At 70.1% G+C, this 16004-nt stretch carries 16 protein-coding genes; 4 read left to right on the top strand and 12 right to left on the bottom strand.

The annotated features are described in order from the left end of the window. Positions 1-35: 35 nt before the first annotated feature. From ACIPUC_RS10855 to ACIPUC_RS10805, 11 genes are all read right to left on the bottom strand, one after another. Entirely contained in the window at positions 36-995 is a 960-nt protein-coding gene (locus ACIPUC_RS10855; protein WP_446588549.1) for a GlxA family transcriptional regulator, read from the bottom strand. Between the two features lie 95 nt (positions 996-1090). Continuing rightward, positions 1091-1552, bottom strand: a complete 462-nt coding sequence (locus ACIPUC_RS10850) for a LuxR C-terminal-related transcriptional regulator (protein WP_446588547.1) — start codon at positions 1550-1552, stop codon at positions 1091-1093. A 56-nt stretch (positions 1553-1608) separates the two neighbouring features. Then, entirely contained in the window at positions 1609-3066 is a 1458-nt protein-coding gene (locus tag ACIPUC_RS10845) for an aldehyde dehydrogenase family protein (protein ID WP_446588545.1), read from the bottom strand. A gap of 43 nt (positions 3067-3109) precedes the next feature. Beyond that, on the bottom strand, positions 3110-4420 hold the full coding sequence (locus ACIPUC_RS10840) for a hydroxyacid-oxoacid transhydrogenase (protein ID WP_446588543.1): 1311 nt from the start codon (positions 4418-4420) through the stop codon (positions 3110-3112). A 192-nt stretch (positions 4421-4612) separates the two neighbouring features. Then, positions 4613-5851, bottom strand: a complete 1239-nt coding sequence (locus tag ACIPUC_RS10835) for an ATP-grasp domain-containing protein (RefSeq protein WP_446588541.1) — start codon at positions 5849-5851, stop codon at positions 4613-4615. A gap of 38 nt (positions 5852-5889) precedes the next feature. Next, complete coding sequence (locus tag ACIPUC_RS10830; RefSeq protein ID WP_446588539.1) at positions 5890-7245, bottom strand: MFS transporter; 1356 nt, start codon at positions 7243-7245, stop codon at positions 5890-5892. 78 nt (positions 7246-7323) lie between these two features. Next, a complete protein-coding gene (locus ACIPUC_RS10825) occupies positions 7324-8433 on the bottom strand; it encodes a M14 family metallopeptidase (protein WP_446588537.1) in 1110 nt (369 codons plus the stop codon). Between the two features lie 56 nt (positions 8434-8489). Then, a complete protein-coding gene (locus ACIPUC_RS10820) occupies positions 8490-9257 on the bottom strand; it encodes a hypothetical protein (protein ID WP_446588535.1) in 768 nt (255 codons plus the stop codon). Between the two features lie 12 nt (positions 9258-9269). Continuing rightward, positions 9270-9998: a hypothetical protein gene (locus tag ACIPUC_RS10815; RefSeq protein ID WP_446588533.1), complete on the bottom strand. Its 729-nt coding sequence runs from the start codon at positions 9996-9998 to the stop codon at positions 9270-9272. Between the two features lie 23 nt (positions 9999-10021). Then, positions 10022-11110 (bottom strand): hypothetical protein, encoded by a 1089-nt coding sequence (locus ACIPUC_RS10810; protein WP_446588531.1) that lies wholly within the window; start codon positions 11108-11110, stop codon positions 10022-10024. Positions 11111-11337: 227 nt separating this feature from the next. Then, positions 11338-12405, bottom strand: coding sequence for a hypothetical protein (locus tag ACIPUC_RS10805; RefSeq protein ID WP_446588529.1), 1068 nt, complete (start codon positions 12403-12405; stop codon positions 11338-11340). A 306-nt stretch (positions 12406-12711) separates the two neighbouring features. On the opposite strand from ACIPUC_RS10805, the gene ACIPUC_RS10800 reads away from it, so the two are divergent. From ACIPUC_RS10800 to ACIPUC_RS10785, 4 genes are all read left to right on the top strand, one after another. Beyond that, positions 12712-13269, top strand: a complete 558-nt coding sequence (locus ACIPUC_RS10800; RefSeq protein WP_446588527.1) for a hypothetical protein — start codon at positions 12712-12714, stop codon at positions 13267-13269. Between the two features lie 83 nt (positions 13270-13352). Continuing rightward, positions 13353-13823 carry a hypothetical protein gene (locus ACIPUC_RS10795; RefSeq protein WP_446588526.1) on the top strand — a complete coding sequence of 157 codons (471 nt, stop codon included), beginning with the start codon at positions 13353-13355 and terminating at the stop codon, positions 13821-13823. 69 nt (positions 13824-13892) lie between these two features. Continuing rightward, entirely contained in the window at positions 13893-14480 is a 588-nt protein-coding gene (locus ACIPUC_RS10790; protein WP_446588524.1) for a hypothetical protein, read from the top strand. Positions 14481-14607: 127 nt separating this feature from the next. Then, positions 14608-15609, top strand: coding sequence for a serine/threonine-protein kinase (locus tag ACIPUC_RS10785; RefSeq protein WP_446588522.1), 1002 nt, complete (start codon positions 14608-14610; stop codon positions 15607-15609). Between the two features lie 35 nt (positions 15610-15644). On the opposite strand, the gene ACIPUC_RS10780 is transcribed toward ACIPUC_RS10785, so the two are convergent. Next, positions 15645-15875, bottom strand: a complete 231-nt coding sequence (locus ACIPUC_RS10780; protein ID WP_446588520.1) for a response regulator transcription factor — start codon at positions 15873-15875, stop codon at positions 15645-15647. Positions 15876-16004 lie beyond the last annotated feature (129 nt).

The following is a 16004-nucleotide window of genomic DNA, read 5'->3' as shown; positions in this document are numbered from 1 at the left end:
TGTTCGCCCGGGCAGGCGCCCGGTGAGTGTCCGTATCAGGTGAGAGAGCCCCGGAAGGCGCGCCGGTAGGCGTTCGGGGTGGTGCCCAGCGAGCGCACGAACTGGTGGCGCAGAGCGGCCGCGTTGGGAAATCCCGTGCGGGCGGCCACCGCCTCCATCGTCTCGTCCGTGTTCTCGAGGAGCCGCTGGGCGCTCAGTACCCGCTGCGCCAGCAGCCAGCGGTACGGGGTGGTGCCGGTCTCCATGCGGAAGCGCCGGGCGAAGGTGCGCGGCGACATGCACGCCAGCGCCGACAGCTGCTCCACGCTGATCTCCTGGTCCAGGTGTTCCTCGGCCCAGGCCAGGACGTCGCGCACGCCGTCCTCGCGGTACTCCGCCACCGGCCTCTCGATGTACTGGGCCTGGCCGCCGTCCCGGTGCGGGGGGACGACCATGCGCCGGGCGATGGCGTTGGCGACGTCGCTGCCCTGGAGCTTGCGCACCAGGTGGAGGGCCGCGTCGATGCCCGCGGAGGTGCCGGCCGAGGTGAACACCGGATCCTCGTCGACGTACAGCACTCCCGGCTCGACCTCCGCCTTCGGGTAGCGTGCGGCGAGAGCGTCGGCGTACCGCCAGTGCGTGGTGCAGCGCCGCCCGTCCAGCAGCCCGGCGGCGGCCAGGACGAAGGCCCCGACGCAGACGCTGAGCACCCGGGCGCCGCGCGCCACTGCCTGGCGCAGGGCTTCGAGGAGTTCCGGCGGGAAGTCCCTGGTGTGGAAGTCGTCCCCCACGGGGATCGCGATGAGGTCCGCGTCCGCGAGCCGGTCGAGGCCGTACGGCGTGCTGATGGTGAATCCGGGGACCGCTCGCACGGACGAGGATTCCGCGGCGACGAGCGCGAAGTCGTAGGCGGGCAGCCCCTCCTCCTGGCGGTCGATCCCGAACACTTCGCATACGACGCCCAGCTCGAAGGGGTGGACGTTGTCGAGTAGCACCGCGGCTACGTTCTTCAGCATGGGATCCAATGTGGCAGGGATTCGTGGTGTTCTGACAGTCCCACCCCTGTCAGGTGGCCAAAAGCTCCCGCACACTGACGGCATGGATCCCGCAATCACTCGCCGATGGAGACGATACCGCCGCGGATTCCCATGACGACGGCTTGTGTGCGATCGGAGGCGCCCACCTTGGAGAAGACGGCGGACAAATGATTCCGCACGGTCTTCTCCGATATGCCGAGCGAACTGGCCACCCGCCGGTTCGACTTCCCCTGGGAGACGAGGACCAGGATCTCCCGCTCGCGCGCCGTCAGGGAGGAAAGGGGTTCCCGGGATGTCGGATCCGCGGGGAGGGCGGTGGGGCCAGGGCCCGCCTCCTGCTCGTCCCCGGTGTCCGTGCGCAGGTCCTCGATCATCTGTTCCTGGGCTTCCAGTGCGTCCTGCACCTCGCCGAGGGCCTTGTGCATCCTGTCGACCGCTTCGGCCAGAGCCGTAACGGGCTGCGGTGGCGCACCGCAGAATTCGCAGCAGCTCTTGCCATTCAACTCCACGACTCGCCTCTGCACGACACGTGCCATCAGGTGCACTCCCTTAATGCAGATGTGATAACCGAACCGCTCTTTTCGGTGAGGGATCAAGAAGGAAGCTGCGTGTGTATGGCCACTGTCTTGCACCGCGTGTATTCGCGCAGCGCCTCCAGCCCCTTCTCCACGCCTATGCCCGAGCGCTTGTATCCCCCGAAGGGAAGCTCCACGCCTCCCGCCGCGCTGTAGTTGTTCACGAACACCTGCCCCACCCGCAGCCGCTGGGCGAGCCAGTGGGCGGTGGTCACGTCGGAGGTCCAGACACCGGCGGCCAGCCCGTAGGTGGTGTGCTCCGCGAGCTCGACCGCTTCGTCCAGTGCGTCGAAGACCGTGACGCACAGGACGGGGCCGAAGATCTCCTCGTTGAACACGCGGTGCTCCGGTGTCACGTGGTCCAGGAGGGTGGGCTCCACATAGAACCCTCCGGCGTAGCCCTCGCCCTCGGGCACGCCGCCGCCGGCGCGGACCGCTCCCTGCCGGGCGCCCTCCGCCAGGTAGCCGAGCACCCTGTCGCGCTGTTTCGCGGAGATGAGCGGTCCCATGTCCGGATCGCCGATGCCCGGGCCGATGCGCAGGGCGCGGAACGCGTCCGCGAGGGCCGCCACCAGCTCCTCGTGCACGGACCGGTGGACGAGCAGCCGGCTTCCGGCCGAACAGTTCTGCCCCGCGTGCTCGGTGATCGAGTCGACGATCAGCGGTACCGCACGTGCGGTGTCGGCGTCGGGGAGCACGATGTGCGGCGACTTGCCGCCGAGCTCCAGGGTGACCGGCACGATGTTCCGCGCGGCCGCGGTCATCACGGCCTCGCCGATCTCCCGCGAACCGGTGAAGGCCAGGCGGTCCACGCCGGGATGCGCGGCCAGCGCGGCGCCCGCCTCCTCCCCGTAGCCCGGCACCACGTTCAGCGCGCCCGCCGGGAGCCCCGCTTCCAGGACGATCTCCGCCAGGCGCAGCGAGGTCAACGGCGCGTCCTCGGCCGGCTTGAGAACGCAGCAGTTTCCGGCCGCGAGGGCGGGTGCGACGGTCCGGGCGGCGATCTGCAGGGGGTAGTTCCACGGGATGATGTGCCCGCACACGCCGTACGGTTCCCGCAGGGTGAAGGCGAACCGGTCCGCCTGATGCAGGATCGTTTCGCCGCCCAGTGCCTCCACGGCGCCGGCGTAGAAGTCGAAGTAGCGTGCTGCGACATCGGCATCGACCAGCGACTGGCTGAGCGGCTTGCCGGTGTCGAGGGTCTCCAGCCGGGCCAGTTCCCGGCGCTCGGCGCGGATCGCCGCGGCGATCCGGCGGCAGACCCCGGACCGCTCCGCCACCGTGGCGAACCGCCAGGTGGACTCGTACGTCTGCCGGGCCGCTTCCACGGCGTCCGCGACCTCGGCGGCGCCGCAGCGGGCCACTCGCGCGAACGGGCGGCCGTTCGAGGGATCGAGGACGTCGATCCACGCCGCCGCGGGTACCTTCTTTCCCGCGATGACGGCCGTGTACTCGGTTAAGTCTGCTTCGCTCACGGGGGTCTCAAGCTCCTTGCATGGGGGACCGCAGCACTCGTCGTCAGCCGGCCATCGAACCGCCGAGGACTCTTTCCAGATCACGAGCGGCGACGTGGCGGGGGCAGCACACCAGCAGGCGCTGCTGTTTGAGCGCACCATCGACAAGTGCAGGGAGATCCTTGCCCGAATAGCCGAACGACGCAAGGCCGCCTGGACCGCCCGTATCCGACACCAGCCGTTGCAGAGTGGCCGGAAGTACATCCGCACCATGGGACGTTGATACTCCGGCCAGATTCGCACCGAGCAGTTCGGCCGCGCGCAGGTGGCGTTCGGGAGATGTCGGATAGGTGAATTCGAATGCCGCGGGTGCGGTGGAGACGACCGCGGCGCCGTGCGGCACCATTGCGTGATCGACCGAATATCCCTCCGGCCGGTAATCGCGTACCAGTCCGGCTATCGGATAGGCGCAGGCGTGCGGAATGTGGGTTCCCGCATTGCCGAACCCCATTCCCGCATAGCTCGCAGCCTGGCTCATTCCGATACGGGCTTCCAGGTCGTCGGGGTTCAGCACGGCCCGCCGGAGGTAGCGGCCGACCAGCCTCAGTGCCTGCTCCACCCACACGTCGCTGATCGGGTTGGCGCCGACGTACAGCGGCCGGTCCCCGGGAGTGGGGTAGGGCGGACGCCGGTCGTAGGGGCGGGCCGTATACGACTCGCAGGCGTGCGTCAGCACGTCGTACCCCGAGGAAGCGGTGACCGCCGGCGGCAGCGTGAGGGTGTTGGCGGGGTCGATCAGCGCCAGGGTCGGCAGCAGCCGCAGGTCGCTGATCCCCGTCTTCACGTTCAGGCCCGAGACGCCGAGGGCGACCATGGCGGTGCACTCGCTCCCGCTCCCGGCCGTGGTGGGCACGGCAACCAGCGGCTTCAGCGGGCCGGGGATCCTGGCTCCGGCGCCTATCGGCGCGTTCAGATAGTCGCGTACCGACCGGCCGGGGTAAGTGAGCAGCAGGTTCAGCATCTTGGCGGTGTCGATCGCGCTGCCGCCCCCGAGGCCGACGTACCCGTCCACCCGGAGGGACGCCAGTTCGCGGGCGGCCTGGGTGACGCTCTCGTCGGTGGGTTCCACCCGGGCGCGGTCGAAGACCGAGACCGCGATCCCCTCCTGCTCGATGAGCTTGGCGACCCGGGCCGGCAGGCCGAGGCCCGCCAGCACCCGGTCGGTCACCAGCAGGACCGACCGGACGCCGGCCCTGCGCAGTTCGTATCCGATGTCCCGCGTGGCGCCGACCCCGAATTTCAGTGGTGGGGCCTGCCAGCCGATGATCCTCTCGTGCTCTGGAGAACTCATCCCGACCCACGCAACCGGCTCCACCGTCTGCCCTCGCCCTCTTGGCCACCCGGCAACATTACGTTGCATATTCCCACCGCATTTGATCAGGTTGAGGGTTACATTAGTCGGGTGAATTCGCCCTCACCATAGGACTCTCGTCCCATACGGAAAGGGGCGGGGTGTCCGAATAACCACCCCGCCCCTTCCCGCTCCCCACCCCGCCTCGCCCTGTTGTCAGACGGGCTCCACGGTCAGCCGCGCCTCGATCTCCTTGACACGGACCGTGTCCGCGTCAACGGATTCCTGACTCGGTCCGCCGAGAATGACCCAGCCCAGGCTGGTGAACAGATCCTCCGTGCACGGCACCAGCTCACCGTTGGCGTACGGCAGACCCAGCCGCTGGAAGGTCGGCAGGGCCCGGACCGCGTCCAGCGCCTCGGCGTTGCGCAGGATCCCCTCGCGCGGACTGGACAGCCACACCACGCGCACCGGCTGCACGATCTCGTACCCGGGGGTGAACGTACCGTCGAGGTGGTGGCGGACCGTGCGGTCGATCTGGCAGTCCCCGGTCGCCAGCCGTGCCGAGTACTGCAGACAGCTTCCGGCCAGCCGCGCGGCCGTCTCGATCAGCCGGGGGCCGTCGGCCGTCAGCATGACCTCCGTGTGCGTGCAGCCGGTACGGACTCCGACCGCCTGCGCCACCCGCCGGGTGTACTCGCCCAGCGCGATCGCGATCGGGTCCTGCGGGGCCAGGTAGTCGACCGCGTCGTAGATCCCGATCCTGTCGTTCTTCGCCGACTTGCTGTAGCGGCTGACCGAGACCAGCCCGAACTTCCCGTCGACCGAGTACGTGTCGACGATGTACTCCGTCCCCTCGGCGAACTCCTGCACCAGGACGGTGTCGTTGCGGATGTCGAAGCGGTTGACCGAACCGAGGAGGCGGTCGAAGTACGGCCGCCAGTCCTCCCGCGCGCCGACCTTGTGCACGTCGTCCGTGCCCCCGCTGCGGCGGGGCTTGAGCACGAGCGGCCGGCCCTGGAGGCCGTTGTCCCGGATCCACGCGGCGACCTCTTCGGGGTCGTCGGTGGCGATCTGCCGCAGATGCGGAATGCCGGCCGCGGCGACCGCCTGGCCCATGGGCCATTTGTCACGGCGGGCTTCGGACAGCTCGAACACGTTGCCCGTGCCCGGCATCAGCTCCTCGATCAGCGCGTCGACCAGCATGACCGCGGACTCGTTGCCCGGGACGATGGCGACGGGGTCGTACTCCTTCACCGTCCGGACGAGCTCGTCGAAGTCCCCGTCGTGGTGGTGCGTACGGAAGAAGGCGTCCGGATTCCAGGTGCGCCGGTAGGAGTTGAGCGGGCCGGGCGTGCTGAGCACGGCCACCGGTTCGATGTCTCGCGCCCGGAAGGCGTTCGCGTACTCGGCCGCGCCGGAGTAGGGGTCGACGAGGATCGCGTAGCGGGGCATTTCTTTTCCTCCTGAGTAGTGCGGGGGCGCTGCCTGCCTCACGTGCCGACGGTGGCCTCCGTGCCGGTGCCGGTGCCGAGGCCTTCGCCGGACCCCGCGCGGTCGTCCGGCTCCGTGCGCGGCGGCTTGCGGTCGGCGGCGCCCGTGGGGCGCACACCCAGCCAGGCGGCGCCCACCGCGAGCAGCCCGAGCGCCCCGCACCCGAGCCACAGGCCGTCCCCGAACCGGTTCCACAGCATGACGCCGAGGAACGGGCCCACCGCGGTGCCGAGTCCGTACAGCGAGTTCGACGCGCCCAGGTAGCGGCCGCGCAGCTCGGGCGGTCCGGCCTGCGCCGGATAGGCGAAGAAGAGCGTCGGATAGCCGATGATCTCGCCGAGCGACCAGACGAGGGTCGCGATCACCAGCGCGGCGATCCCCCAGGGCAGTGCGTACAGGCTCATCCCGATGCCCGTCAGGGCCACACCGGCGATCACCGCGATCCTGGCCGGCCAGCGCTGCACCACCTTGGCCACCAGCAGCTCGCAGGTGATGACGAGTGCGCCGTTCAACGCGACCATCGCCGCGTACACACCGGTGCCGAAGCCGAGGTGCTTTACCGTCAGCGGAAGGGTCGAAACGTACTGGATGTAGATCACCGAGCTCGCGAACATCGCGAGCAGGAACAGCAGGTAGCGGCCGTCCGCCAGCACGGCCAGGTAGCTCGGCTTGCGGACGCCCGCGGCCCCGGCCTCCGGGGCCTGGCCGGCCCCCTTCTCCCCGGCCGCACCCGGGCCGCGGGGCAGCGTCACCCCGGCCACGGTCGCGAAGACCAGGATCGCCACGGCCTCGCCCCAGAAGAGGAAGTCCCACGACACCTGGACCAGGGCCGCGCCCAGCAGCGGGGCCGCCGTCGTGCCGAGGTTGATCGCCAGCCGGACCATGGCGAAGATCATGACCTGGCGTTCGGCGGGGATGAGCTGGCTGATCATGCTCGTCGAGGCGGGACGGTACGCCTGGCTCAGGGCCGCGCCGACCCCGATGACCGCCAGGATCGCCGGATAGTCGTCCAGGTAGAGGACCGCGGGGAACAGCAGGGCCGAGCCCACCAGCGTCGACATGATGGTCAGCCGCGGACCGACCCGGTCGGACATCCAGCCGCCGGTCAGCACCCCCAGCACGGTCCCCGCGCCGTAGACGCCGAGTGCGACGCCGGCCTGGGTGTCGGAGAACCCGCGCTGCGTCATGTACAGCACCATGAAGACCTGGATGAAGCCGCCGAGTCTGTTCACCGCGGTGCCGACGAGCAGGGACTTCACTGCGGTCGGTGACTCCCGCCAGACCGTCTTGACGCCGACGTGCACGGGCTCCGGCTCCGTCTCGTTCACTGCAGAGGGGGAATCGCTGCTTGCCATGGGATTACTCTGCGGTGGGGCAGGCCGGGGCGACAGTGGCCAGACTGACGTCCGTCCACGATTTCCTGCCACGCGCGGTCATCCGGCGTCCCCCGGCTTCGCGTCCGCGAGACCGGCGAGGGCCTGGGCGAACACCTCGCGCGCCCGCCGGGCGATCCGTTCGCGCCACGCGGCGTCCTGCGCGGGGCAGAACGCCGCACGCATCAGCTGCTTGAGTTCGGAGCGGACCGCCTCGGCCGGCGCGTGGCGGCGGTGCAGCCAGGCGTCCGCGCACAACGCCAGCAGCACCTCGGGACCGGGCTGCGTGCCGAACTCCAGGGTGATGGCCGTGAGCCGGCCGCCGGGCCCCAGTCCGTCGGCCACCGCGGTCGCGGTGTTGCCCACGATGGGCGTGGACGAGGACGTGCCCAGCTCCGAGGCGGTGAGCGCGTCCCCGTACCAGCGCCGGGCCCGCTCGTGGGCGCGGGCGTCCCGGCCGCCGCGGAAGATGGGTTCGCCGACACCGCGCTCACCGAGCCCCGTGTGCAGGTCGATGTAGGCGACGTGCGCGGCGCCGGCGATCTGCTCGGCGACCACCGTCCGGAACACCCGCTGGGACCAGGCGGGCCGCAGCCCGCCGTAGAACAGGCCGTCGGCGTGCCGGTACTGGCCCCGGGTCACGGCCTCCTGCAGCATCTGCGGGCCGAGCCGGTCGCGGAGCGCGTTCAGGCCGGCCACCAGCTCGCGCGGGGAGAACGCGGTGGAGTCCGGCGCCGCCAGCGCCGCGTGGACGGCGTCGTACGCGTCGTTGTGCGGCGGGGCCCCGTGGTCGACGAAGTTCCGGTTGAGGTCGACGTTGTCCTCGTTGACGCGCCGCAGGTACGCGAAGCCGTACGGATTGAGGGCGTGCACCAGCAGCACCCCGGTCCCCGGCCCCGCCTCCCGCGCCATCCCCTCGCGCAGCAGGATCCCGGTCTGGCACGCAGAGCCGCAGAAGCCCTCGATGCCGTGCGTCCCGGAGACCGTCACCAGCAGCTTCTCCGGACCGGCCGGACCCACGTAGGCCGTGTCGACGTGCAGTTCACCGCCGTCCGGCCCTCGGTGCCCCGGCAGTTCGAACGTCCTCAGCCGTGCGCCCGCCGCTTCGGCGGCACTGAGGAAGTCCGCGCGGGCCTGCGCGTAGTCGGAGGGGAAGACGACGTCTGCCATGGCTGTCTCGCGTTCCTGGAGATCCGAGTTCCGAGTTCCGAGGTCCGGTACGGGCCTCAGCCGCGCCCGGAGGGCAGCGGCACGCCCAGGGCCGCGAGGATCGAGTGCGCTCCGTCCCGGGTGGGGACGTGCAGCATGCACAGCACCCGGTCCCCGGGCGCCGCGTGCTGCTCGAAGTAGGCGTTCGCCTCGGGGACGTAACTGGCGGGCCGCTCCCGGTAGAGGTCGCGCGGGCGGCCGATGTCCGGGAAGACGCCCCTGGCCGCGTCGAAGGCGGCGCCGGGCGCGAGCGCCGCGGCCACCTCGGCGGCCAGCGCCGCCCGGCTGTCGTCCTTGCCCGCCAGATCCGGGTACATGCTGATGTCCGGATGCCCGCTGAACGCCGACATCGCACAGTGCACCACGGGGTTGTACGTCTTGAGCGCGATCACCTCGGGGAAGGGCCGGCCCTCGGCCAGCAGCCGGGCGAAGTGGACGGACCAGCTCTCACCGAAGACCGGCCCGTTGCGGTACTTGTCGCCCACGAACTGGATCATGACGTGCAGGCAGGAGCGCCCCGAGGGAATCTCCGCCCAGTGGGACGTGAGCAGCGAGACGACGCGGTCGCGCTCCCGGTCCACCCCGACGACGACGTAGTCGGCCTCGGTCAGCATGTCGCGGCGGAGCGTGAACAGCTGACGGGTCTGCAGGCCGGGCATGGTCTCCACCAGGCCGTCCACGATCCACTTCTCGGTCTCGGTCGCCAGCTCCCGGCCGGGCGGCAGGGCGATCACCTCGACTCCCTGCCGCCCGCTCGGCCGTGCGGCCCGGTCGTTGTCCGGCACGGACGACCCCGCTCAGACGTCGGCGGCGGTGGGCAGCGGGATCTGCCCCTCGGTGCGGCCGAGCACCGTGAGCTGGTGCAGCTCGACGAAGTAGAGCTTCCACAGCCAGTAGACGTGGTTGAGGTGCTCGACGACCTTCTGCTCGTCCGCGTCCGTCGTGACGAGGGTGGACATCACCCGCCACACGAAGTCGTCGTGGTCGTCGTCGAGATCGGTGTTGACGTGGGCGCGCGCGCCCTTCACGTTCTCCTGGCCGAGGACGCTCTCCAGGTTGTCCAGCCATTCGGGCTGGGTGCGCGTGGTGACGTACTCCACGAAGTACACGCTGGTGATCAGCGCGAGCGGGCTGTCCTCGAACTCCATCCCGTACTGGAGGTACCCGGTGAGCAGCTTGGTGGAGAGCATCGGCTCGGTGGAGTAGATCTGGTCCTTGGTGACGCCCACCTTGGCGAGGTCCGCGGCGAACAGCCGGTCGTGCAGCATCTCGTCGTCGGTGTAGTGCGCCCACGCCTTGGCCTGCACCGGGTCGACCTTGGTGAAGTACTTGATGGCCAGCGCGTCGATGGTGCGCTTGCGGCGCAGCCGCAGGATCGTCTCGATGTTGTGGCGCTTGTAGTAGTCCAGGTTGAGTTCGGCGGCGCTCTTCTGGTGCTGGGCGAACGGGACCGTCTCGTAGAAGTCCTTGATGAAGGTGTCGAGGATCGCGTCGACCCGCTTGCGCAGTTCCGGGTTGATCGTCATGGGCTTGCTTCCCTCCTGTGGGGTCAGTGACAGCCGCAGCTCGCGCTGGAGACGCGCTGCATCCGGCCGCGGCGCACCGCTTTGCGGGCGCCGAGCACGGCCGTTCCGTCCGATGTCAGCAGCGAGCTGCGGGGGCAGAGGAAGGCCAGGGCGAAGCGTGTGGCCGGGGTGATCCCCAGGCCGAGGTTGACCACGCCGCCGGTGGCGCCGTACACCTCGTTGGGCCCGCAGTTCGCCGGGATGACCTCTGTGGTGGTGTTGATCCCGAAGCCGAGTTCCCAGATGACGCGGTAACGCGGATCCTCGGTGAGGAGCCTGTCCAGCTCCGCGGCGGCCGGCGCGGCCCCCGAAGTCTGCGGGGTGACACCCTCGATGCTTCCGGCGGTGACGTGGAGCGTCACGGCGTGCGAGACGAGGGGGGAGAGGGCTTCGAAGAGCCGCTGCTGCTCGGGACCGTCGGCGGGGTCCGCGTGCCGGTGCACGATCGGCCAGCCGCGCAGCGTCAGGTCTCCGTGGAGACCGAGCAGCCGGGCTTCCGGCGCGAAGGCGGTGATCTCCGCGGCGGTGACGCTCAGCTTGCCGGAGGGGAAGATCTGCTGATCGCCCGGCTCCAGGACACCTGCCTGCATGTTCCACACGCAGTCGCCCGCGGTGTGGTCGAAGCCGGCTTCGGTGCCGGCCTCGTCGTCGACGATCGTCAGCCGGTCGCTGTCCCCGACGAGATCGAAGAACTCCTCGGCGGTGGCCGCCTGCCCGGCGATGTCGGTCTTCGCCGCGGAGCGCAGGAAGTAGCGGACGTACTCCTCGGTGAGCGGGGTGGAGCCGGCGGGCAGCACGGCCAGCTTGCGCGCGCCCAGCTCCTGGGGCGTCGGCGAGTCGAGGAAGCGGCCGGGGCAGACGGCCAGTACGTGCGCGTCCGGCGGAACGCCCTCCTCGATCAGGGTGCCCAGGCGCGTCCCGCGCGGCAGTTTCAGGTGGACCACGCGGGAATACCCGTCACCGGGAAGCAGCGAGAGGGCCTCGCCGCCGTCCTCACTCGTGATCAGACAGAACGTCTCGACCGGCTCGCCGAATTGACCGAAGTCACGGGTGGTGAGATCCAGCGGTGACACGGGTGCGCTCCCTACTGAAAGACGACCTACTGAAAGACGACCTGCTGACAGACGGCGAGAACCCCGTGGCGGGGCATTCGCATGCCCCGCCACGGGTCGGTACTCAGCCCAGGAGCGTGCCCAGGTAGTTGCGGTTCTTCTGCACCTTGATCTTCTTCATGACAGTCACCTCCTGTATGAATGGATTCCTTTGCATTCACCCCGAACGGTCCGAAAGTCGAAAGCCGCTAGTCCGCGGTGACGACCCTCTCCACCGTGGGGTGGTCCGGGTGGCCGATCAGCGCCAGTCCATTGCTCGTGAGGACGCGCGTGTCGGGCGAAATGATGTCCAGGTGGTATTGGGTGTACGGAGTGAGCCCGAGGCCGTAGTGGAGACAGCCTTCCGTGCCGCCGTACACCTCGTTCATGGCGTGGTTGCCGGGCAGGATGTCGAGGGACGTGTTCAGCGCGTGGCCGATCTCCCACACGATCCGGTAGCGGGAGTCCACGGCGAACATCTGCTCCAGCATCGCCACGGCCGGCGCGGCTCCCGGGTCCAGCGCCTCCAGGCGCGTGATCCTGCCGTCCTCGACCTTGGCCTTGATGGCGTGGTCGCGCATCGCCCAGAGCCGGGAGTGGATGCGGGCCTGGTCGGTCCGGGAGAAGGACGGGGTGCCGTTGTGCAGGATGGGGTACCCGCGCAGGGTGATCTCGCCTTCCAGCGGCAGCTTCAGGGCCTCGTCGAACTCCCTGATCTCCACCGGCAGCACGCTGATCTCGCCGGACGGCACGATCTGCTGGTCGCCCCACTCCAGCGGACCGGCCTGCTGGTTCCACACCAGGCCGTCGCGGAGATGGTCGAGTACGGCGCGGGTGCCGTGCACGGGGTCGCTGTACACCAGGTGGTCGGCCTCTTCGGCGAGCTCGAAGAAGGTGTCGCAGAACGCCGCCTGCTCGGCCGACGAGGTCCGCTCCATGACGCCGAGGAAGTGCCGGATCTCCTCGAGGGTGGTCGGCGTCGAGTTGCACGCCATGCCCATGATCTTCCGCTGTCCCACCAGATCGGGATCCGGGGACGCGAAGAACCTGTGCGGTGAGACCACCAGGATGTGGGCGGGCTCCGGTATCCGCTTTTCGAGGATGTCCTCGAAACGGTCGCCCGTGCCCATCGGGACCGTGAGGTAGCTCTTGTACGCGGCGGATTCGACGATCTCGAACTGATCGACCAATTCGGGGTTCGTGACCAGGCAGAAAGTGCTTCCGGTGGCCTCGCCGAACTGGCTGAAGCGTCCGGGATCTATGGATATCCGAGTCATGATCACTCCCTCATGGCCTGTGCCACTTGCCCTCGCCGTGGTCACCACTGTGGCTTCCGGGCGCTGCCAGGCGCTATAGGACCAATGTCCCGGGGGCGCTCCGCACCCGGTCAGGGCGCCGCCGAGCCCTGCGGGCGGGCCTTTTATCCGACGTTTAGGGGCGTGTCAAGTCCCGACTTTCCGGAACATGACCGGGGTGTGGCCCCCGGGGCTTACTTGTGGTGCGGGCCTCACCGGAAACGAAACGAGGAAACCGCAGCCCCCGAATTACCGGGACCACACAATTCATCTAGGTAGGAGAAAGACATGAACCGCAAGATTCGTATCGCCACGCTGATCGCTTCCGCTGCTGTCATCGGTGGAGGGATCGCCCTCCCGGCCTCCACGGCATTCGCGGCGCCGATGCCCAGCCACGTCGTCACCCTCGTGGAGGACGGTGGGGCCGGAGGCAACGGCGGCAAGGGCGGCGGCGGCCTCATCGGAGGCGGCGGTGGTTCCGGCGGCTCCGGCGGCGGCAGCGTCCTCGGTACCGGCGGTGAAGGCGGCGACGGCGGCGCAGGCGGCGACGGGGTCCTCGTCGGCGGTGGCGGCGGCGGTGGCGGCGGCGGCGGCGAAGGCCGCATCGGTGGCGGCGGCGGCGACGGCGGCAAGGGCGGCGCCGGCATCTTCGAAGGCGGCGAAGGCGGTGGCGGCGGCGGTGGCGGCGACGGCTGGCTCAAGGGCGGCAAGGGCGGCAACGGCGGCGACGGCGGCTTCAGCATCTTCCAGGGCGGCAAGGGCGGCAACGCCGGCGACGGCGGCTTCGGCGGCCTGATCGGCGGCCTCGGCGGCAACGGCGGCAAGGGCGGTGGCTCCCTGTTCTGACCGGCGCGCCAGGCCCTGCGGGTGGAGGCCTTCGGGCCTCCACCCCCCTCCCCCCCTTCTTGATCTCACTAACGGAGAACCCCATGTTCACGATTTCCTGGCAGCGCCCGCTCATCCTGGCCGCGACCTCGTTCGCTCTGGTGACCGGTACGGCCTGCGCCGCGCAGGCGTCGGTGCAGCACCCCCCGGCAGCCATCAGCACGGCGGCCGTGGCCGACCCGGGCTCCCACTGCACGGCGGGCGGCGAAGGCGGCGAAGGCGGGAAGGGCGGCGAGGGCGGCAAGGGCGGTCGGCCCGGTCAGCCGGGTGAACCCGGCAAGCCCGGCCGAGTGGGCTGCCTCCTCGGGTACGACGACCTGCCCGACAAGAAGAAGTCGGAGCTGACGGTGGTGGACAAGGTGCGGATCGTGCTGATCCTGCTGGCCGACGACACGGACGAGACGAAGGAGAAGATCGCCAAGAAGTACGACATCCCGCAGGAGCAGCTCGACACCTGGAAGCGGCAGTACGTCGACGGCGACTGGTTCGCCCTGATGGGAAGCAGCATCCTCTGAGGCCCCGGGCCGGCGGGCGAGCCGCCGGCCCGTTCCACTCATCCGAATTTCTTGGCAAGGGAGAAACTCATGCGCATGCGACGCTCGTGGAAGTTCCGTCTCGGTCTCGTCATATCGACGACTCTGCTCGGCGCCGGTGCGATGGCACCCGTCGCCACGGCGGCGCCCGCACCGTCGAGCCAGGCGGCCACGGCCCTGGCCGGCCAGCCGAACGGCCTCGCCTACGGCGAAGGCGACAGCCGGCCAGGCGGGAGCCGGTTCGGCGGGGGCTCGGCGTTCGGCGGCGTCAAGGTGGGCAACGGCAGCGTTCGCGTCGGTGACAAGGTGTGCGCGGGCAACTGCACCGGATCGGTCAACGGCACCAACGGCGGCAACGGCGGGGTCTGCGCCGGGCTGTGCAACGGCAGCGCCAACGGCGGCACCGGTGCCAACGGCCGCCCGGGTGGGGGCAACGGTCAGAACGGCGGCAACGGCGGGGTCTGCGCCGGAGTGTGCAACGGCAGCGTCAACGGGGGCAACGGCGGCAACGGCGGGGCGGCGCCGGCCGGCGGCGACGGCGGCGCCGGCGGCTGGGGCGGCGACGGCGGCATCTGCGTCGGCGTCGGCTGCCAGACCAGCGGCCAGGGCGGCCGCGGCGGCGACGGCGGCGAGGGGTGACCCCCACCGACCCGAGGAGCTCCCGATGCCCGTCACCCGCCCTCGCGGCGGGTGACGGGCACGTGTGTGGATCACTCGATAGACTTCTCTGTACGGCTGGTCACGGACGATCGAGGACGGGGTCGGCATGACGGCACCGAACCTGAGCAGTTACGCGGGCCGGCCCTCCGCCCTGATCGGCAAGCAGATCGCGGGCTACCGGGTCGAGCGGATGCTCGGCCGCGGCGGCATGGCCGTCGTCTACTGCGCCAAGGACCTGCGCCTGGACCGTACGGTCGCGCTCAAGCTGATCGCCCCGGAGCGGGCCCGGGACGAGACCTTCCGGCGCCGCTTCACCCACGAATCGCGGGTGGCCGCATCGATCGACCACCCGCACATCGTGCCCATCTTCGAAGCCGGTGAGACCGAAGGCGTCCTGTACATCGCCATGCGGTACGTCTCCGGCATGGACCTGCGCGTCATGCTGGACCGGGAGGGCCCGCTGCCCGTCGCGACCGCCCTGCGCATCGCCGCCCAGGTGGCCTCCGCGCTCGACGCGGCCCACGAGCACGATCTGGTGCACCGGGACGTCAAGCCCGCCAACATCCTGGTCGCCGCGGGAACCGACAGCGAGCACCCCGAGCACGTCTACCTCACGGATTTCGGCCTGACGAAGAAGTCGCTCTCGCTCACCGGGTTCACCACCACGGGCGAGTTCGTCGGCACGCTCGACTACATGGCGCCGGAACAGATCTCCGGCCGGCCGGTCGACGGCAGGTGCGACCTGTACAGCCTTGCCTGCGTCGTCTACGAATCCCTCGCCGGCGGGCCGCCCTTCGAGCGCGACGACGCCGCGGCGCTGCTGTGGGCGCACCAATACGACCGGCCCCCTCTCCTGACGGAGAGGAGGCCGGATGTTGCAGGTGCTGCCGATGAGGTGCTGGCGAAGGCTCTGGCGAAGGTCCCCGAGGACCGCTACGGCTCCTGCCTGGAATTCGTGGGGGCCCTGCGCGCCGCCACCGGGAACGGCGTCGGCCGCGGGGCCGGTCCGTCGTCCCCGGTGGATGCCCCGCATCCCGGGACCGTGGGGATCCCCGCGCCCCCGCCGGAGCCTCCGGCCTGGGCCAGGCCGGTGTTCGGAAGCCTCTAGCCGGAAGCCTGTGGACCGGTCCGCTCAGCGTCCCCTCAGAGTCCCAGGGAGATCGCCAGCCGGGTCATTTCCGCCGTGGTGTTGATGCCCAGCTTGGCGCGGATGCGGCGGAGGTAGGCGTCGACCGTGTGCTTGGAGAGCCCCATGTTGCGGGCCGCCTGCAGGTAGGTGCACCCTGCGGCGATGTGCCGGAGTGCTTCCTGCTCGCGGGGGGCCAGCGCGGGTGCGGGGGCTTCGGTGTGCGGTGCGACGAGGGTGAGGCTCATGATTTCCTCCGACGGAGCGGCTCGGTCATCACTGCTCACGCCCTCGGAAGCAGGGGACTTATTGGCTAATGTCGCCGTATGTCCCTGTTAAAGAGATTCCTCGCGTGACTTCATGACGCTGTCCGCCGA

The organism is Streptomyces sp. LARHCF249 (assembly GCF_052871255.1).
The sequence above is the reverse complement of the archived record's forward strand: the minus strand, read 5'-3'. Positions and strand labels throughout refer to the sequence as shown.

What these genes read in the sequence shown, in the direction of transcription:
- ACIPUC_RS10855 (WP_446588549.1), bottom strand. Translation starts at nt 995, where the DNA reads ATGCTGAAGAACGTAGCCGCGGTGCTACTCGACAACGTCCACCCCTTC.
- ACIPUC_RS10850 (WP_446588547.1), bottom strand. Translation starts at nt 1,552, where the DNA reads ATGGCACGTGTCGTGCAGAGGCGAGTCGTGGAGTTGAATGGCAAGAGC.
- ACIPUC_RS10835 (WP_446588541.1), bottom strand. Translation starts at nt 5,851, where the DNA reads ATGCCCCGCTACGCGATCCTCGTCGACCCCTACTCCGGCGCGGCCGAG.
- ACIPUC_RS10830 (WP_446588539.1), bottom strand. Translation starts at nt 7,245, where the DNA reads ATGGCAAGCAGCGATTCCCCCTCTGCAGTGAACGAGACGGAGCCGGAG.
- ACIPUC_RS10825 (WP_446588537.1), bottom strand. Translation starts at nt 8,433, where the DNA reads ATGGCAGACGTCGTCTTCCCCTCCGACTACGCGCAGGCCCGCGCGGAC.
- ACIPUC_RS10815 (WP_446588533.1), bottom strand. Translation starts at nt 9,998, where the DNA reads ATGACGATCAACCCGGAACTGCGCAAGCGGGTCGACGCGATCCTCGAC.
- ACIPUC_RS10805 (WP_446588529.1), bottom strand. Translation starts at nt 12,405, where the DNA reads ATGACTCGGATATCCATAGATCCCGGACGCTTCAGCCAGTTCGGCGAG.
- ACIPUC_RS10800 (WP_446588527.1), top strand. Translation starts at nt 12,712, where the DNA reads ATGAACCGCAAGATTCGTATCGCCACGCTGATCGCTTCCGCTGCTGTC.
- ACIPUC_RS10795 (WP_446588526.1), top strand. Translation starts at nt 13,353, where the DNA reads ATGTTCACGATTTCCTGGCAGCGCCCGCTCATCCTGGCCGCGACCTCG.
- ACIPUC_RS10790 (WP_446588524.1), top strand. Translation starts at nt 13,893, where the DNA reads ATGCGCATGCGACGCTCGTGGAAGTTCCGTCTCGGTCTCGTCATATCG.
- ACIPUC_RS10785 (WP_446588522.1), top strand. Translation starts at nt 14,608, where the DNA reads ATGACGGCACCGAACCTGAGCAGTTACGCGGGCCGGCCCTCCGCCCTG.
- ACIPUC_RS10780 (WP_446588520.1), bottom strand. Translation starts at nt 15,875, where the DNA reads ATGAGCCTCACCCTCGTCGCACCGCACACCGAAGCCCCCGCACCCGCG.